The 18,863-nt window shown below is 55.3% G+C and carries 14 protein-coding genes and 1 pseudogene; 10 read left to right on the top strand and 5 right to left on the bottom strand.

Translation table 11 applies throughout. The features are described 5' to 3' along the window. Positions 1-355 precede the first annotated feature (355 nt). Positions 356-1,231: a hypothetical protein gene (locus BC363_RS24035; RefSeq protein WP_065785449.1), complete on the top strand. Its 876-nt coding sequence runs from the start codon at positions 356-358 to the stop codon at positions 1,229-1,231. 71 nt (positions 1,232-1,302) lie between these two features. On the opposite strand, the gene BC363_RS24030 is transcribed toward BC363_RS24035, so the two are convergent. The 3 genes from BC363_RS24030 to BC363_RS24015 all read right to left on the bottom strand — a co-directional run bounded on the left by BC363_RS24030 (position 1,303) and on the right by BC363_RS24015 (position 4,956). Further along, a complete protein-coding gene (locus BC363_RS24030) occupies positions 1,303-2,412 on the bottom strand; it encodes a hypothetical protein (RefSeq protein WP_065785448.1) in 1,110 nt (369 codons plus the stop codon). 173 nt (positions 2,413-2,585) lie between these two features. Then, the gene (locus tag BC363_RS36060; protein ID WP_065785447.1) at positions 2,586-3,881 is read right to left on the bottom strand and encodes a DUF5623 domain-containing protein; all 1,296 of its coding nucleotides are present in this window, start codon (positions 3,879-3,881) and stop codon (positions 2,586-2,588) included. Between the two features lie 538 nt (positions 3,882-4,419). Further along, positions 4,420-4,956, bottom strand: coding sequence for a hypothetical protein (locus BC363_RS24015; protein WP_141690412.1), 537 nt, complete (start codon positions 4,954-4,956; stop codon positions 4,420-4,422). A 223-nt stretch (positions 4,957-5,179) separates the two neighbouring features. Between BC363_RS24015 and BC363_RS24010 the strand changes: the two genes are divergently transcribed. The 9 genes from BC363_RS24010 to BC363_RS23965 all read left to right on the top strand — a co-directional run bounded on the left by BC363_RS24010 (position 5,180) and on the right by BC363_RS23965 (position 16,162). Continuing rightward, on the top strand, positions 5,180-5,773 hold the full coding sequence (locus BC363_RS24010) for a hypothetical protein (RefSeq protein WP_065785444.1): 594 nt from the start codon (positions 5,180-5,182) through the stop codon (positions 5,771-5,773). Positions 5,774-5,819: 46 nt separating this feature from the next. Further along, positions 5,820-7,733, top strand: a complete 1,914-nt coding sequence (locus tag BC363_RS24005; RefSeq protein WP_065785443.1) for an AAA family ATPase — start codon at positions 5,820-5,822, stop codon at positions 7,731-7,733. 582 nt (positions 7,734-8,315) lie between these two features. Beyond that, a complete protein-coding gene (locus BC363_RS23995) occupies positions 8,316-9,065 on the top strand; it encodes a hypothetical protein (protein WP_065785442.1) in 750 nt (249 codons plus the stop codon). A gap of 10 nt (positions 9,066-9,075) precedes the next feature. Then, a complete protein-coding gene (locus tag BC363_RS23990) occupies positions 9,076-11,385 on the top strand; it encodes a DDE-type integrase/transposase/recombinase (protein ID WP_065785441.1) in 2,310 nt (769 codons plus the stop codon). Then, entirely contained in the window at positions 11,382-12,332 is a 951-nt protein-coding gene (locus BC363_RS23985; RefSeq protein WP_065785440.1) for a TniB family NTP-binding protein, read from the top strand. Before BC363_RS23990 ends, BC363_RS23985 begins: the two co-directional genes overlap by 4 nt. Then, the gene (locus BC363_RS23980; RefSeq protein WP_065785439.1) at positions 12,329-12,778 is read left to right on the top strand and encodes a TniQ family protein; all 450 of its coding nucleotides are present in this window, start codon (positions 12,329-12,331) and stop codon (positions 12,776-12,778) included. The genes BC363_RS23985 and BC363_RS23980 overlap by 4 nt, the downstream gene beginning before the upstream one ends. A gap of 78 nt (positions 12,779-12,856) precedes the next feature. Continuing rightward, positions 12,857-14,479 (top strand): hypothetical protein, encoded by a 1,623-nt coding sequence (locus BC363_RS23975; protein ID WP_141690411.1) that lies wholly within the window; start codon positions 12,857-12,859, stop codon positions 14,477-14,479. Between the two features lie 166 nt (positions 14,480-14,645). Beyond that, positions 14,646-15,236, top strand: a complete 591-nt coding sequence (locus tag BC363_RS23970; RefSeq protein ID WP_141690410.1) for a hypothetical protein — start codon at positions 14,646-14,648, stop codon at positions 15,234-15,236. Continuing rightward, a complete protein-coding gene (locus BC363_RS23965; protein ID WP_065785436.1) occupies positions 15,236-16,162 on the top strand; it encodes a Kiwa anti-phage protein KwaB-like domain-containing protein in 927 nt (308 codons plus the stop codon). Before BC363_RS23970 ends, BC363_RS23965 begins: the two co-directional genes overlap by 1 nt. Positions 16,163-16,383: 221 nt before the next feature. Here BC363_RS23965 and BC363_RS23960 read toward each other — a convergent pair whose 3' ends face one another. Beyond that, the gene (locus tag BC363_RS23960) at positions 16,384-17,997 is read right to left on the bottom strand and encodes a hypothetical protein (protein WP_065785435.1); all 1,614 of its coding nucleotides are present in this window, start codon (positions 17,995-17,997) and stop codon (positions 16,384-16,386) included. A gap of 228 nt (positions 17,998-18,225) precedes the next feature. Next, positions 18,226-18,747 (bottom strand): annotated as a pseudogene (locus tag BC363_RS23955) (SDR family NAD(P)-dependent oxidoreductase); the annotation flags it as partial. Between the last annotated feature and the right edge of the window lie 116 nt (positions 18,748-18,863).

The raw sequence follows: 18,863 nt of genomic DNA, 5'->3' as shown, positions 1-18,863 counted from the left end.
AGGCAACGCTAAATTGCGGACCATTGTTGCGTGGGCGGGCGACCGAGACCTTGCCGAGGGCAGGATCAAACTTTCGTCACCGGATCGGCGGGGTGAATGAGATGCCCGTTAGTCGCTGCACTGGGTTACCGGCTGGGGCACTATCGTCGGAGCAAGAGCCGATTCCCAGCGACACCTAGTCACTCGCGGCGCTCCGTGATGACGCAATTTCCCTGCTCTCAGATTATCGCGGAGCAGGACCGGTCGCGAACGTGTTGGTGTGCGTGACCTGACGCTAGTCAGTGACGTTTGTTACCCGGCCAGTCCCCCGCAGGAACTCCAAACTGCAGTGTGGTTCTGCTTTTGGGCGCGTAAGATGCGCGAGAATGCCAAGACTTCCAACGAGGGGGGGGGCCGAATGTTTCCAAGTGATGACCATCAAGAGCAACTTGTGAAGAACTTTACTACGATGATCAGCCATATGACCGTCGGATTCGTTCACATCCCGCGACATGGCAGCGGGGAATACGCCGATCCGGCCGGAACTGGGACCCTTGTTAGGATTGGTCCCATCTTCGGCATTTTAACCGCCGCCCACGTTTTGGATGCTTTATCACGCCATGAGGAGGTCGGTCTTATGAGGATTACGAACAGGCCGGACCGACCGCAAAAAATGAAGATCGACATGCGGGCGGCGGAAACCGTGATGATCGGGGAGCTACCATTTGGATCATCGGGACCCGATATCGGTTTCCTTCGGCTGCCCAACGGCGAGGAGCTTGGTTGGCTCAAGTCGAAAAACATCTTCTTCAACCTTGAGAAGCCGCAACCGGACCCCCCTTCTTCACTTCAGGCTTTGCCATGCTTTCATTTGTTCATTGGCGTGGTGGCCGAGAGAACGGAGAAAGCGGAGAATACCGAGACAAACTCGCTACTCACGGGAATGACAGCGATGGCCTCAGCCGCGACGATCCTCCGCGAAGGTAATGCCAACGGATTGGATATCCTGGACATAGATATCGGATTTGCCCCGGGGGTGAAGCGACCAACGAGCTTTGGCGGGATGAGCGGTGGAGGTCTGTGGCAAGTGTGTCTTGACGCTGAGCAACAGCAGGTGCGCGACAGAAGGCCTGTCGGGGTCGCCTTTTACCAATCTGACTTGGTCAATGGTCAAAGGACTGTGACGTGTCACGGGCCGCAGACAATTTACACTGGCATGCTCGCACAAATCCGCGCCAAGTGGCCAAATTGACGCGTGCGGCGGAGGTGCCTCGATAGTCGGTGGTAAATGTAGTCGTCGCGCTTCTATCTAACTGCCCGTCATCAGTCTTGGAATCGCCTCTCATCGAAACGCAGGCGCTCACAAAGGCTAAAGCCTAGCGGCAACAACCCTCTGGGCAGGCGCAAGGCGAACTCTTCGCCTTGCGCCATTGAAAAAGAAATGCCGTAAGACAGCCTTCTCGTCGTTATGCCTTTAAACTCCTCGCCTTCAAATAACGCGGTCAAGAGGTCAAGCACGCCTGGCGAAAACATTAGAGCCGCTGCTTCGATCTCAGCCAGCACGGCATCGAAGCTCTTTGCGGCCTCAGCCATACTCCTTGCGGCGACGCTCGGTTGGGGCACTCGAAGCGTGCCCAAGAGTGTGATCGCTTGTGAATGCAGATTGTTGGCAATTGCCTGGAGACGCGGAGCCATCTTGAAGTTAGATCGAAAGAGCGTTGGCGCTGGGCAGCGAAGGATAGATTTTGTTGTCTCCTCCCAGATTTTGCGGCTCTGAGATTCAACCATCTCTCGCTTCAATCGATTGCGTTCCGAAGATGGCCATCGCTGTTGAACGCTCGCTTCGTACTCCTCATAAGCCTTTTCTTTCATCAGGCGTTCGGCCCTATGATCACGCACGAGATAGGTAGCAGTCATCCAAGTGTCCCGGTACCCGGAGGCATTCCGGAAGGAAGAGAGAACAGCAGGCGGCAGATGCTGTACCTGGCGGCGAAGCTCATCGAATGCAGAAACAGAGGGTGAGGTGATGACAGCCTCGATATCTGCACGCGCCTCTATCATCCTCCGGGAAATGTCATCGAGCCACCGCAAATTGGATTGCCGTTCGACGCTCTTGGATACGCTTTTCGCAAAGGCTTCCCAGTTGAGGCCGTAGTGTTCTGCGGCACAGTCCTTGCCGATTAAATAGTGAAGACCGCTACCATCCTTGAGCACGAACCCCTTCTGATGTTTATGACCAAAGGAGCAGACAACGACCTCGCCTGACCTGTACTGTGCAACAAACTCCATATCCTGGTCGCGGGCTGGCGGGTTCTCGGCTAGGCTTCCCAAGCTGTGGGGATCATCCGTCACAAGCACCGTATCACGCAGCTCGGCATCGCTATACTGACGGACAAAAAGCTTGCCTGAGTATGCTTCCTTCACCTTGGCCATTCGCTAGTCCTTCCGCGAATCAGTGATTGCATTAGAATAACATTTTCACCGATAGGCTGAAGACGAATTGAGAACTTTCCATGAACATTGCGGTCTCGGAAGACCAGTTCACACGGGCGTCGTGGTCAAGCGCTCGCCTCAAGACGATCACTTGAGGCGAGCGGTCTCCGCGATTACCAGGTGGTCAGCGACTTGATCGCAAGATCGAGTTTTTTGGCAAGAGCACGGACCGGCTGGCAGTCGGGATACTCTTTGGCGATGATCGCCTGGGCTTCTTGCAGTCGGGAGATATGAAGTGCCCGGCCTGCGATACCATACTCTTCGTCAGGCACTTCGCTGCGTTCGCGGTAATAGAGATCAAAAAAGACCTCGTTCGACAGCGACTTCTCATCGTGTTCGTGCTGGACCCAGTTGTCGAGTTCGGACCTCACCGAACCGAGGCGATTGGCAACTCCGAGCCGATGCCGGTTAGCGCTCAACACATCTTTCAGCAACGTCCCAACCCGTCGATGCTTCTCCACCGGCATCTTGGCTTTCGGACGTCGACCAGAACCCATGACCATCTGGTATTCGACAGTGGCGGCCGATCCCCTTGGCCTGCGCTCTTGCTTGGGCTTTAGCGCCTTTGCTTTTGCTTGCTGGATTTCGGCTGGGGAGCGGAAATATTCTCCAGCTGGCGGTACGATCCGCTTGCAGTTTTCGGGCACGATTGGCGCTGCAGCTTTTTCGAGCGCTGTCACGAGGGGCTCAACGGGCATCCCAGTTTTCGGATCGGACAAGAGATAAAGCTCGCAGCCGCCCTCGGGGAAGTACATTCCTGCCCATCGAGGCTTCGCGAGCTGCCATCCGTTACGCTTTGCCCATGAGGCCCGTTCTTGTTGCTGCTTCTGTGCCGATGCAGCATAGGGTTCGTCGGCGAAGATGTACCTTTTGGTGGCCGGTTCGAACCAACTACTGACGTGATCCCGACCAGGAATACGCCTGCCTTCTATTGAAGACGGCATGCTCTTAGAGGACGGTTTCAATCCAGTAGCTGCCATAAACTGCAAAGTTCGAGCCGCTTGGCACGCCATACTGACCGCGTTGTCCGCACTCTCAGGGTTTATCTGGCAGTAGATGAAATCTGAGGCCCACCGCTTGAAGTTCCAGAGACCACGAGCCTTCTTGTATTGCCGTGCCGGAATGATCCCATCGAGTGGCATGGGTAGAGATGCCTCAATGATCTCTGTTTCATGCTTGTCGGTCTTTGGGTCTCGCCAGAAGACGCTGATGAACGTTGAGAACGTAGGCGAAACGGCAACCTTAGACGACCGTAGCACTCGCAAGGCGTGCGCAAAATTCGAGTAACCGGCGACAACAGCAGCTTTATCGAGCGCGATTGTGTGGGTTACGCCTTTGAGGACAGAAATGGATTTCGCGAGGCGCTTGATGCCTGGAATCGTGGTAGGGCGAATGTCTGCTGTCGACATGTTTTTCTCCCGGACCCGTTCGAAGCGTCACCCGTCCACCACTTCATGAGCCCGAACAAAAACATGAACGGGTTCGACATTCTGGAAGGCAGTGCTGTCAACAGCTTCGCAACTGACGGGCGGCGTACTCCTGCCGGGAGCAGGAGAAACATACGAGCGATTCGCTCGAACGACAAGATGCGGAACTTAAAGGGGAACGGCGGAAACCGACGAGAGCCGCGTCCGATGAAACGCCCGAAGGATGCTGCCAACAGGCTTCAGAAAATAGGCAACATCAAAGTATTGTAAGTGCCCATCACCAAAGCATTGTAAATGACCGGCGCGAGGTCACACGGACTTGGTTTCCATTTTGATAGATGGGCCTTGGGTGCGCCCGCTCGGCCCATACGTACTTCCTAGTGGTGGGTTACCCAACCGGGTTTATCTCTCCGCATACCGGTGCTCCTCACGTTGCCGGGGCTTAAGGTCTCAGTCGATAATGCAGTGGAGTCGATTAATCATCAAGACGCCATGTCTCCGAGAAGCACCCGATTGCCCGTCAGCGCTTGACTGCTTGGTACGGATTCATGCCGGACAGCAGGCGCTGCCGCATACCTTCGAGTTCTGCAAGGGTCTTCGCGGGGTCGGCACGAACGCCAGGCCCGATCTCAATCCCGTCCCGATACGCCGTGCGGTAGTCACCTTCATCACGCCACTCGATCTTTTCGTCCGGTATGAAATCGAACGTGCGGCCGACATACATCGGTGCGGGAGTCACGCAAACGTATTCGCCATGTTGATCGACGACTGAGTGTAAGACGTACTGTCCGTCTTGCGGCCACCAGCCGGTGACCTGCCGCAACTGATTGTCCGGATCGTTGTCCTGCATGAAGCGAGCGTTGGCGTGGCACTCGCGCGGTGGCATCCGCATATATTCCAAGTGTTCGTCGGGATAGCGGGTGACCTTGACGACGGGAAGCTGGCTGATCTCAGCGACAGTCCGCGCCTCCCATGCCGTTGGCGGGAACGACCATTTTTCCAACTCCGCAAGGAACGATTTTCTCGCTTCTGCCGACTTACGCTTTGCCTCGCCCACGGCGTCCCCCGACTCATTGAGATTCGAGCAGTTGATGTAAGAGCGCCCGGGTGTACCCGCAAGAGATGCAACGCTTCATCGTGGAGCGTCATACTTGGTCGTTGACAAAGGGCGAATTGTTCTCTATTTGTTCCTGTCATGATCAAGATCGACCTCCAGATATGCAAGCTATGACGCCGTACACGCGGTGATCCCAAGTTGTTGCGTATTCTGAGAGGCTCCGATGGACACTTCGCATCTCGCGAAACCGGTCCGCTCTACGACCGTTTCCTACTTTCCCACCAATACTGTGCGCTGTGAGGGTCCGGCTGTTTTCCGGTCTCAGCTCGCGCGAGACATTGCCTGCATCCTGGACGTCGACGAAAACGTGATCTCGTGGGCATGTCAGTCGACAGTCATTCAGTACGATGGGGTTCATCATCGACCCGACCTCACCGTCGTTCGAAACGAAGGGATCGTGCTCATCGATGCACTCCCTCGAACAGGGGAACGACCGCCAATCTGGGCCTCGGACGCGGCTCGTCGGGCAGGCTACGACTACCGGGCCATCGAACGAGCCGAACTTCCGCCCATCCGCCTGAAAAACGCGCGTGACCTCCTCAGGTACGCGAAATTCGAGGCGACGCTGGCTGATCGCATTCGGTTGCTCGCCGCTCTCGATGATCACGGCTCCCTCACAGTGGCCGAGTGCCTATCCGCCTTCCAGAACCACCCGATACCGTCCCTGGCATCGCTTCTGCTCCAACGATTCATCGTGATCGACCTGGATGAGCAACTGATCGGTCCAGAATCTCAGGTTCGTCGTCGACGCAACTGAGGCAGCAACCATGGTTTTCGCAGCAACGCGCTGCAGGTAGGTTTTGATGTCTAAGAAAGAAAAGGCCAAAGGCGAACGTAAACAAAGTTCTGCGTACGAGTTCGCTTTAAAGTGCTGTGTCGGTCGAGCCGTAAGAGCCGCGACCGCGTTCGCAAGTGGGGGGCCAGGCCTCGTCGTCTTGATCGCACCGGAGAGAACACCGGTCATTGATTATGTCAAATCGGTCACCTCGCTCCTCAACGGGGGTGACGCGGATTATCTTACCCGCGATCTTGGCCTCATGTGCATCGATCCGAAAGACAGGGTCGCAAAGGTAATCGGCCAATTCGAAAGCGAGTGCCGGGACAAGCGGCGTGCTGCCGTCATCACCGCTGCTAAGGAGCTTGTTCCTGCCGTCATCGAATTAGCCGCCGACGCGGTCGTTGAAATTCCGCCGATCTCAGCAAGGGACCTTCAGGCCGCCTGCCGCTGTGTGCTCAATATTAACGTCTCACATGAGCAAGCGGAAAAAGCTCTCTCGTTCCCGCATCAACTGCTTTGGAGTGCATTAAGGATCGGTCGTCCGATTGACGAAAGCCTCCGCCGGTTGACGGAAGGGGCTCCAAAAGCGGCGGAAGCGCGACCGACCACTGCTGCGCCCCCACTCGAACAGTTGCCTGGTTATGGTGAAGCGAAAGTCTGGGGTTTACAGCTTGCAAGCGATCTCGCCGAATGGCGGGACGGTAAGCTCGATTGGGCAGACGTCGACAGAGGGCTCCTCCTGAGTGGGCCTCCAGGGGTGGGCAAAACACAGTTTGCTCGATCATTGGCGGTCACCTGCGATTGCCATTTCATCGCCACGTCGGTTGCCCAATGGCAGGCAAAGGGCCACCTTGGTGATTTGCTCAAGGCCATGCGAGCGGACTTTGCTGAGGCCCGCGAGAAGGCCCCGGCGATCATCATGTTGGATGAGCTTGATTCAATCGGCGACCGAGACACGTTCAGCCACGACCATGCTTCTTATTCCACCCAAGTGGTCAATTCATTGCTGGAGTGCCTGGACGGGATCAGCGGTCGTGAGGGCGTCATCGTTGTCGGTGCAACCAATAATCCGTCCCGGATTGATCCGGCGGTACGGCGCTCAGGACGTTTAGATAGGCATTTCGTCATCGGTTTGCCGACCGAGGAAGAGCGCGTTGCGATCCTTGCCCATCACCTTGGTGGGCAGCTTTCGATGCAGGAGCTTTCCGCATTGGGGCCGCGAATGGAAGGCATGTCCGGTGCCGACATCGAGCAGCTTGCACGGGATGGTCGCCGAGTCGCTCGCAAACAGCGGCGGCATTTGCAACTTGACGACATTGCGGCGCAGTTGCCCGAAGTGATCTTGATCGATGGGTTTTATCGCCAAACCGTCGCCGTCCACGAAGCCGGGCATGCGCTTGTCGCGCGTCATGTTGGCCACGCCGAATTCTTGGGTGTCTTCATCACACGACAACTTAATCCCCGCCTCCAAGAACAGCGTGCGGGAGCAGCAATCTTGAGGCGTCGGCCTGTCGAGTTTCGCGACCGGCAAGCCTACCTCAATGAAATCTGCACGTACCTCGGCGGGATCGCAGCGGAACAGGTGGTTTTCGGTAGGCATGGAGATGGTGCCGGTACAGGAGATGGAAATGACCTCCAGCGAGCGACAAAAGCTGCCTGCTTTGTCGAAGCGAATTTCGGAATGGGGGACCGTCTCCGATACCGAGATGCGCCAGAACGGGACTGGCAGGGAATCCTCCAGAAGGACGAACTCCTTAGAAAGAAGGTCGATGAAATTCTGGAAACGGAGTTCCAAAGAGCAAAAGGCCTCCTGGAGAAACACCGGAACGTGCTCGATCTTGTGGCAAAAGAGCTTGAGGAATGCGGACAGGTGACGCCCGAGCAAATCGACGCCTTTGAGCGTGCGGTCGCTCCGGCCGACGAATCCTTAGCATCGTGAAAAGGAATTCGTTCGAATTAAGAGGCAGGTATTCGCAAGGAATTACCCATGAAAATAGGCTCGCCGTGACTCTCCTAAGTTGCATGATCTAAGTTGCCTCACGTTTGTTTTGGAGAACGAAACCGTGAAATCGGCAGCGCAAACTCTTTCGAAGGACCTACGGGCGATCCGCCTGTCCGTGCGCTGAGTTCTTGCTCGGCCACGACAGGTCGAGCGCCCACCGGACCAACCATTGTGGACTAGGTGGCCATGAACGTTACTAAGGAAAATTCGAAGAGCATCCGACCGCGCTGCAGCTCGTGCGAGTGCCAGCGCTCGCACGCCTTTGTCCGCATCCATCTCCTATCGCGCATAACGAACTGAAGCCTTCCGAAATCAGTCCGAATTGCTTTTGGCTCGACCGCGCGTCGCGCCGACGAAGGAGTATGTTGTGAAGTATCCAGCATCGATTTTCTCTCAGCGGATTTCCGCTGTCCCTGTAGGTGACCTCGCGCGGTTTGACGTGCCCGCCGACCTTCTCGTGGCTTTGAAGCAGTTAATCGAGCAGTCTTCCGCCGCCTGCGAACGCGGAGGCGACCGCAAATGAAAACTGGATTCGAGCCTGGTAGCGTTCCCGTCTTTGAACCGCCGCGTCGCAAAATGCATGCAGCGCTTCCTGGCATCGCGCCGAGCCTTAAGGTGGACGGCGGGTATGTTCGCACGCGCTTGCCGTTAATGTTGGACGGGATGCTCCACCTGGAGACCAATCCGGTCGTCGCACGAATTCGTCCGTATCCGATCCGTATCGAATATGCGTCGAGCCAAACCAGCGAGATGTTCAAGATGCGCGAACACACGTTCGATCTTGGCGTCGAACTGCGAGATGGGCGTCGCATCTACATTGATTACGAGCCTCTTGCGATCCAGCAGGAACGGCGTTGGATCAAGGACCGTACCGAACGTTTGCAGGATGTTGCGCGTCGCGAACTTGGTGCCGACTACGCCGTTCACGACGAGCGGACGCTTCACATCCAGCCCCGCTTCGCCAACATCAAGATCATGTACCAGCATATCCGCGTGAAAGATCATGACGCTTTGATGGTCGTGCGTCGTGTGCTTGCTCAGATGGACATGCCGACCAACGTCGCTGCCGTGCGCAAGGAAGCGAAACTGCGCGGTCTTCGGTTTGAAGTAACTGACCTGTCTGGACAGGCTGCGGTATTCGTGCGGAACCTGGACGAGGTAGACCGTGTCTTCACGGCGATCATGCAGATGGCGGTGATGGGCGAGGTCTGTATCGACCTTGCACGACCCTTCAGTGACGCCTCGCTCCTCTCCGAGCCGGTTGTTTAGGAGGTGAGCGATGTCGATCCGTGAGAACCCGACCGCCTTCCTCAATCCGGACGCCTTGAAACTGGCGATGACGGTTATCGATCTCGATCTGCCGCCTGCTGAGGAGGCACAGCATCAACAGCCGTACGTGATGGCAGTTGGCGAGAGCTACGACTTGTACTCGGCAGATCGGTTGCGTGTTGGCCATTATGTCGTTCGCTCCTGGTCCGTCGATGATCGCTTCGGGGCTTTCGTCACGATGGACAATGTCGTCAGCAATAGTTCTATCCATCTTACCAGCTCTCAACTGGTCTTCCTGGAAAAGCACCGCCGTATGCGCCCGAATAGGGCCGGTCGGCGAAACGACAACGCGCCGGGTACCGCTTTCAAGCTCTCGGAAGCAGCTCACGCTAAAGCGGTGCGTTATATGGGATATGTCCAAGCCTGCTTGCAGGCTTCGGAAGCAGCTCAGCGGCCACTTCGCCGTGGTCTGATCGAGGCTGCGGTCCGCAACCATGCTATCTTGACAGGCGACAGCAACGCCCCCGGTTACAACACGATCAAGCTGAAGATCGAGCAGTATTGCAACGGCTCGTTCGACCTGTTGACGGCTGTTGCGCCAAAGACCAGCTCCGGAAACAGATCGGACCGCTTCTCCGATAGGATCGAAGAACTTCTCGCTGATGCAGTCGAAAAGGCTTGGCGCTTAAAAACCGGCGACTGGCGCAACGTTAAGTCCCTTTTTATCGCCGAGTTGAAGAAGCCGCAAAACGCGTCTCTCAATGCGGTCACGTATGACGAGAAGGGGCGACTGGTTCGTCCTTCAAATCGCACGATCCAGCGGCGCTTCGGAGCTATCGACAAATTTCAAAGGACGTTGTGGCGACACGGCTCGGCCTACGCGAAGAAGCATTTCGACATCTATATTCGGCAAGCGTTGCCGGATCACCCACTGGACATCGTTGATGTCGATTTTACACCCATCCATGTCACCGTCATCGATGATGAACGACCAATCATCTACGGTCGCCCACATCTTATCGCGTTCCGTGACCGCAAGACGGGGTCAATCCTCGGTTATGCGGTCAGCTTCATGGGAGCGACCTTTGAGGCGTTTCTCGAAGCGCTGAAGATGGCGATCATGCCGAAGGATATGTCTGAATATCCGGGTCTCGAATGGAAACAATACGGCACTTTCTTGCGTCTTGGCGTCGACAACGACATGGCGCTGATCAACGATCACGTTCGCTGGACCCTCTCTCAATTGGGAATTCAGCTTGTCGAATATCGTCCCGGCCACCCCTGGGAAAAGGGTGCCGTCGAACGTCTCTTCCGAATTCTCAACCAAGATGTCGTCCACAACCTTCCTGGCGCGACGATGTCGAACGTTGTCGAGCGTCAGAAATTCGAGGAGGTCAACGAAGATGTGCCGCAGATCACCCTTGGGGAGCTGAACGCGTTCCTTACCAACTACATCTGCGGTGACTACCACGTCAGTTCGCACAGTGGGCTCGGCATGCTCCGAACGCTCGATGGCGTGCCAAACAAGCTTTGGGCCGAAGGCATCAAAAAGGCCAAGGACAGAAGACCGTTTGATCCCGATGTGCTCGTTCGTGCCTCTGGAAACGTCACAGAAGTCACGATCCACCATGGCAACATCCGTTGGGATAACCTCATCTATACCCATCCTGATCTGCTTGTTGTCCAAGCTGACGCTCGTAACAAGACAGCCGTTTCTGGCGTGAACACGACCACCTACAAGGCTTGGCGCGATCCGTCCGATCTCGGGGAGATTTACATTCTCGACCACCACAACGACCGCGTTGTGACCGTACCCGTGCAGCCCATCGACGCCTGGTATGCAAAGGGGCTCCGGCTCTATCAACACCAGAAGATCACCGAATACAATCGTGAATTGGGCCGCGACTCGCGTGACTTTGAAGGTGCACTGGACGCTTTCTCAAGCCGCCTCATCGAGATCAACCGCACCCGAAATAGCAAAGGCACACGTCAGGCACTCGCAAGGTTCCACGCCAAAGCGTCGAAAAAGTACATTCGCAGCCGGATTGTGGAAATCGATCACAATACGCCTTCCGGGTCGGTCCATATGGATTTGGCGGCGAGCGCATCGACATCGGCACCGGCCGCGCCCCAGGTACCAGTGCAGCCACCATCCGTGCAGCGGTCGTCAAAGCCCCACACGAGCCCTCGTTCGAGTCCGAAAGCCACGCCTAACAAGCCGCCTACGGAATCGAATGACGGGAAGAGGTACGACCTCGATCTGTCTCATGACGATGACGACATCACGAAGCTTTTCAACGACAAGGATGAAGCGAAATGACGGTCTTTCCAAAGTTCCACACGACGCCGTTTCTTACGTACGAGGAGCGTGAGTCCGCATCCCGTTTGTCCCCCAGCGAACGGCAGGCAATGGTGAAGAACGTGCTCTTCCCCTACGAACAGTTCCTTACTGTTTCCAAGCAAATCGAGCGCTTTCATCGTCCTGTAGAGGGCGGGGCGGCTGACACGGGCTGGTTGGGTGGTTTGATCGGCGAGTACCGCTCCGGGAAAACCTTTATCCTCCAGAACTTTGCACGCCAGTTCCCGCCCGTGATTACCGACAATGGTTTCGAGCAGGAAGTGATCTACCTTCAGGCCCGTTTGGACTGGGACTCGTTGGAACTTGGTCGGCAGATTTATCTCGCGACCGGCATGCCGACGCTTCCGCGTCTTTCGACATCGACGTTAAACACTAAAGCCGCCCGCAGAATTATCGACTGTGGAGTGAAGCTCATCATTGTCGATGACGCGCACTGCCTTCTCGGGACTGCGGGTCGTCGTCGAACCGTCTTCATCTCCTTGATCAAATACCTTCTCGACCAGGTGAACGCCTGCAACATTCTTTTGGTGGGGCCTTCCATTGTCGAACGGTCGATGGAAACCGACCTTCAGATGCTCGGGCGTGGCGGATTTCCCCGGTTTCGGGTTAGCGGCTTTGACTCCGAGCAGCATGGCCGCACGCAGTTTCGTGTTTTCCTGCACGGCGTCGATCAGCGACTTCCGTTCCGCTCGCTGTCTGATCTCGCGTCCAAACGCTACATCGCCGATCTGTACGAGGTTTCCGATGGCTCAATCGGCATGGTCATGAACATCGTGATCGCGGCGGCATATGAAGCCATCAACGACGGGACTGCGTGCATCATGCGGGAGCATCTCGAACAAGCGGCCAAGGATCGTTTGCCGACCGGCAAAAACTACGTTCCTTTCGGGCAAGGTGTCGGCGCATGACTATCGCTTTCGATATCCGCACCACTCCTTTCAGCCGCTGGAACGTTGAGAATGGCCGCGACGAACCCGGCCATGGTTACTACGCGCGACTGGTCGCTGCTGAAGGCCACTCCAGCGTGACACGCTACAGCGACGGCATCGACGTAGACACCCGATCCATGAACCCCGAGAAGTTGATGGACGTTGTTTTGAAGCTGCCCCTCAGCGAAGAGCGGAAGCAGCGTCTGAGGAACGCCACTCCGTTGCGGAGGGACGACGGCGTTTGGCTGGCTGGCCAGCGCTTCAACGTCACCGACCTCTCATTTTCGTCCAGACGGTGGTGCCCTGGATGCCTGCAAGAAAGTCCCCATCATCGGGCATGGTGGGACATCACCGCCATCACCGAGTGCCCGTACCACCGACACCGCCTTGACGATCAGGACGAACAGGGAAATCCGATCCGCTGATGGTGGCCGGTCGTGAATGCATCGCCCCGAGGCGTCATCCTTTCCAGGCCTATGCCGAGATTTGATGACACCCAAACGTTGGCCGCCTACATCATCGGCCGCTTGGGCTTTGACCGCACAATCGAAGCGCCGTTGCTGGATGAAAGCGACCTCGGGACGGTCATTGACCTCTGCCAGCTTATTGGAAGGCTGATTTCCTCGCCTTGGTCGACCGAAATTCCTCCATCGACCCCTGACGCTACCGAAACCGCGTTTCAAGCTTTGCGACGCGACGCGGTTTGTCTCGTTGAAACGTTAAGGAGGTGGGTGCGGACCAACGTTCCCGAAGAACTGCATGCCCGTGGCTACACCATCGTTTTCGGGTGGGCTAATCGGAAGCGGCAGGTTTTGGAAGATGACCAACTCTCCGACTTGCTCAAAAAGGCTTTCCGTAAGGCGCTCGCACTCGAAGCTCGCGCGTCTTCCCAGCCGTTGAGATCGGACGATTTCCTCAAGGAAGAGATTGGCTTAACTGCGCTCGCGGAGAGGATCGGTGTGAACAGGAAAGGGCTTGCCGCCGTGGCCGACGCACTCGGGTTCCTTCCTGAGAGGGATTGGTACCGTTCGCCAGTAAAGTTCGATCCGACTGAGGCCGATGCCATCGAATTCCATTGCCGCCAGATGGTGACCCGAATGGAAGTTGCGACAGCCCTCGGCATGGCATCCCAAGACGTTCAACCACTTGTCGACGCTGGCTTCATCCGTGAATTCCGAAACGTCACGGCGAACGGTCCGGGAGGATTTCGTTTCCTTCGCTCGGACCTCGAAACAATTCTGGGTACCTTGGCGGCCCGCGCCCAAAAGAACAGCGACGCGACCTCAATCGCCTTTTTTACGTACGCGAAGAACAACGGCGTCCGCATGGGGCATCTGGCCACATCTATTCTGCAAGGACGAAATGAGATCGCGCCCGGAGCACCGGGGAAGCCAGGCTTCAGAAGCATCGGGGTTGTTTGCGAGCCCGGGCAGTCTTTGCCTGCAACATCGCGTGCCGCGACCCGGATCATCAAACGACCCGCTGAATTGTTGTCGTTGGTTGAAAGCGAGACGGAACTCAACATTACCCGGGAAACCCTCATTCGGCTTACCGAGGAAGGGCATCTTGGAACGCGCGGCAGCGGTGCGTGTACGTGGCTGGACAAGGCTTCTGTCCTTGATTTTGCGACGCATCACCGAAACGCGAGAGAGTTCCTTCCCTATTTTGGTGGCAGCCTCGATGAGCTTATCGAGATCATGGCTGACAACGATATTGACCCATTGCTCGCCCGGCGACCGAAACGGGAAAGCCACTCCGTCAACATCATCTATCGCTACAGCGACCTCGCCGCAGTCTTTAAGTTGCGGCACGATCCCACGCGGTTCGACGATCCGGTATTCAACGCCTTCTGGTCGAAGGTACGGGAGTTAGGCGGCACACTCCCGCCGTATCTCCAGTTTCCTTCGAAGCTTCCCGTCAGTGGACAACTCATCTCCAACGGCAAAAGGAAGTTTGCGTTCTTCGTGACCTTTGATCCCACCGCTGGGATTCTGGCCTTCGAAGGAAAGCGACAGGCGTCGGAGTTCAAGCGGATTGAGATGCCAATTGCGGACGAAAGTCAGTCGTTGGCGCGGCTGGAGCAAGTTTTATCGGCGCTTGCCGACAAAAGTCCGAAGCGTCATTGATCCGAGGCCGAGAAGCAGTCTGCAAGACATTCCGCGTTTGCAATCTTCCAGCCGGACGACGCGATGCGCGGGAAAGCTGTGCGCATCAGCAACTATTGCTCGCGTTCACAACCATCTTGTTGCATGTTGGCGCAAGGGGTAGGGCAAGAAGTTGCAATTCAGGTTCTTGGCATCACTGATCGTATTCATCGGCTCGTATTTTCCGCTGAGCTTAATTCTGCTTGCCCAAGATTTCCGGTACGAAATGCTATCGGCACCTTTATGCTGGCCCCTTGCCACAGATAGCTGCGTAATTCCTCTCCAAAACGGGACTCTTGCCCTTATCGTTTTTTTCCTTTGCCTGATCTGCCTGTTATTTTCATTGGGCGTTTTATCAACGGTAAAGCCGAAAACCCCAATAAACATCCAAGAGGCAAAATACATCCCGGCCGAATTGATGGCGTATACACTTCCTTACGTCGTTTCGTTCATGAGCCTCGAATACAAAGACACCGGAAAATTTGTTGGTCTTCTTATCTTTTTAGGCTGGATGTTCATCATCACCTACAGATCAGGACAGTTGATCCTCAATCCACTCCTCATTGTGTTCGGGTGGCGGCTCTACGAGGTCACGTTTTCATATCCCGGCAAGAACGAAGTTCGCGTTACATCTTGGGCGCTTTCGAAGGCTGATTTACAGGCCAATACCCGGTGCAGCGCCGCCACCATTCAAGATGTCAGAATCATTAAATTGAAGACAGCAGAGGGTGACGACTGATGCCAGCATTAGAGGATTTAAGGGCGCTTGATCTGGCGAACGCCCAGGTGACGTTGTGGGCGATAAAGGGACCGACCGGAGCAGCAGCCGAAGCCCCCCACTTTTCGGGTCGGTGGGTGGATACTACAGATGAGGTCGATACCGCTCTGAAAGAAACCCTTGCTGCTGAACTCGCGAAGATTGAGGAGGTAATCGAGTATGGCTTGCTTGCCCAAAACAATGAAGCCAGCGCCCTTCAAATTCCCGCCGACGAGACACACGCAGGCTTATTGCTAGACGAGATCGCCGCCGAGTTGGATGGGAAAAAGGCCTCTCAGGTCAATCACCTGTTGAACTCGAAATTCTACGTAGCGAAATTCATAGTTGGCGACCAGATCGCTTTTGCCGTTCGCAAAACAGAACCCAGTTGGAAGACGAAAAAAGCAGCGTCTTTCAGGAACCTTTACTTCGCGGACCAACAGTTGGCCATCGATGATAGGCCGCATTTCGAGCTGAGCAAGACGTTTGACTTCATCGTGTTCGACGGCGCTATCCTGGTTCGAAATAAAGGGGCGTTCGAGTCAGTGCTGCGCTATAAGAGCACCCAGCGAGAAGACTTTGTTGAGCTTCAGGCTGAAGAGGAATTCCTGGCTGCATTCGTCGACGTTGCTCCCCTGGTCAACTACGTTGGAGACAACAAGATTCAGCTAAGACGCGCCTGTGCCATACGAGAAAAGGGTCACTATCGCGATGCTGAATTCATGCAACGGCTAAGGGCGAACCAGGCCGAATATGGGCTGGTTATCCAATTCGACGACGGTGGAAGAATCATTGTGACGCCTGAGACATGTGCCCAAATCATGAAGGCACTGCTGGATCACCGACTTAAGTCTGGCTTCTCAACGTTGGTTTACGACGTCCAGGATACTACCCCCGTGCAGGTGTGAATGCCTCAATGCGGAGCCACAACGAAAAAGGGTCCTCGGTGTCAAAACGGTGTCAGCGGCGGTTCGCAGCGTTCAATTGAAGAATGGCTACGCCTTGATGGCGGTTGCTCCGCTGTTCATGGCGGCGATGGCGCAAATACGCGTTAGCAGCACATTCGGCTTCATATCGAAAGCGCCCCGATGAACTGGGAAGACACAGAGTGCAGAATGGTCAAGGCGAGTTATGGCGAGTTATTAAGGTCGACATTCCCCAATCCAGCGATATCGGACGCATCCATAAGTTCTTCTTCATATGCAATCGATGAAAGGCACATCTCCACACCACTTAAACGGAGAAGACGGTTGCGATAGCGAACGAAATCTGCCTCGAAATCATTCAATAGAGCGATATCCATCCATGTGAACGGGCTGACCTGCCGAACCAACCAGTCGCTCCCTGTCTCCTCTGACTTTACCCGACATTTTATGCCGTAAGCGTAATGTTCATCGCCAACCGAGAACCCGGATAATAACAAAAACTCAACTTCTTCCGGAATTGCTTCCTTGGGGTCTCTGATCGTAAAACTGAAATCCGACGGCATGGTTCCTGAAAGACAGTTTTGCGCCCTAAGTATTTCCGACCAAGCGTCGAGGATGTCGTCCGCCTTGACCGGAATGGCTGGAGCTGCAGACTCTTTCCTGATCTCCCTGAAAGCCCTTAAAACCTTTAGCTGAGTTTTCGCCTGTTGCACGTCTAAGGGGCTATCCATAGTGGCAATGCCAAGGTGCTCGATGCCCGCTACCGTTCTCACCGCAATGGGGCAATTCTTCCCCTTTGTGAATGTTAAAAGCGCCGTGCTGTATGCGATCCAATCATCTAGTGATCGATGCTGGCCTATGGCCCACTCAGGAAGCGTTCGGAGGCTGAAAGTCTTCTGCGAAAATGTTGCCTCAAGGAACGGCGATTTAAGCAATGCCTTGAGGTGCTCAAATGGAATAGGGCTCATGGGCGGCAAAATGACATCACAGGTAATTTCAACTGTGTCTTCATCGCCAGGGGGGCCAATAACAAGAGTGCACTTCGATACCGGTTTGGGATTGAAATGCGCCAGCGTTCCAGGCTGGAATTTCGGAAATTGCTGAAATGGAAGAGCTATGCCAAAGCGTTCTTCGCTAGCCGTGAATTTCGCGAGAGATAGAGGGCGTAATCCCAAGAGGCCGTCAACGAAATCGGCAATTTTCGCAGCCTCGAAACTGCCATCGATCCTAATCGGCCGTCCATTCTCGTAACCCAAGTTAGCCCTTTGCTTGGATTTCGTCTCCGCGTATCGGTCCATATCTGAACCAATTTCATGTTCCAGCAAGGTCGTCAGGTCATTCCCCTTGAGACCTATCCTTTTTGCATCTTTGATCTGGAAGGTTATGTTTCGGTCGTGAAGATTTTCGACACCGGCAGCGAACTCTTTGCGCAAGCGCTTTAGAATTTTTGCCAGGTTCCCATCGAATATGTGAATGACTCTTGCGTCGAAGACCTCGCGATTTTCGTCCAGACGCACAATGTAGATAAATGCAGGCTGTGAATCTTTGGCAAGTCGTTCCGCAACGGAAAGGCTCAGTGTCACGACCTTGGTCGTTCGTAGGACCGTTTTAATTTGAATTGAACATGCCAGCGGCGCGGACCGATTGTCGAAAGATATTTTCTCATTTCGCGGCGCGAGCTTTGCCTCGACAACACGATCCTTACCCATGCGGTCAGGGTCGATCTTTCCAATGAGGAGGTTTGTCTTGCTGGTTATGAAATCAAAGAAGCTTTCTCCGATGCGCCCGATCTCGTCCGCAATTGCGCTCTCACTCATGCGTCACCCCCTTATCGACTATCGAGGATATAACGCGTAGCTTAAGCCGAAAACAACCGTTCTGGTTGTGGCTTTTCTTGTCATGCTAAGACTGCTCAGACGTATGTGGCGACGGACCCTGGTTTGCTCACACGTATGTGGCGATGTGCTCAATAGTTTGTGGCGACGGCGTCTGAAAACCTTTTGATTTCAATGGAGGTGTGTTCAGATGTATGTGGCGAGCCACAGTCACCGTACTGATCGCGAGTCGTGGCCAATCGGGTCCTGCGACGTTCGTACCTTGCCGAGGCCAAATGATTTCCGAAGACTGCCATCGACCGCGTTTGCTGGCATGAACCTGCGCAGGCGGCTTAGAAGGGTTGCTTGCCCGCCAACCGGCTGACGCATTTTGTAGGGGCCGTTGATCACTGCCAGAATTTTTTCAGCTACCACCTGCGGGGAAGGCGCTGACTTGATTTGAGCCTGGACAGCCGTGAGGGTCGCTTTCGTCTGACCCTCATAAACTCCCAACGGCGCCTCCGTATGCGCAGCATTTACGTCGAGCTTCGTGTTCGTGAACGTAGGTTCAAGCAAGACCACACGGACGTTGAAACCTCGAATTTCATGGTCGAGGGATTCGGATAACCCCTCAAGGGCATGCTTGCTGCTGGCGTAGATCCCCATGAACGGCGCAGGCGAGAAACCCAAGACCGAGCTTATGTTGATGATGAGCCCGCTTCGTGCTGTCCGCATGGACGGCAGAGCGGCCTGGTGACCTTGCCCCCAAGTTTTATCCGGTTTTGAGTTCGCTCCAGCGGTTTTTGGTTGCGGTATTTGCGGCGGTAGCGGCGGGTTGCGGTGCGAAGCCATTTCGGCTGCGCAGCACC

This window comes from Ensifer sp. LC384 (genome assembly GCF_001695865.1).
In the GTDB taxonomy this organism is placed as follows: Bacteria; Pseudomonadota; Alphaproteobacteria; order Rhizobiales; family Rhizobiaceae; genus Ensifer.
This window is presented reverse-complemented; position numbering and strand designations above follow the sequence as displayed.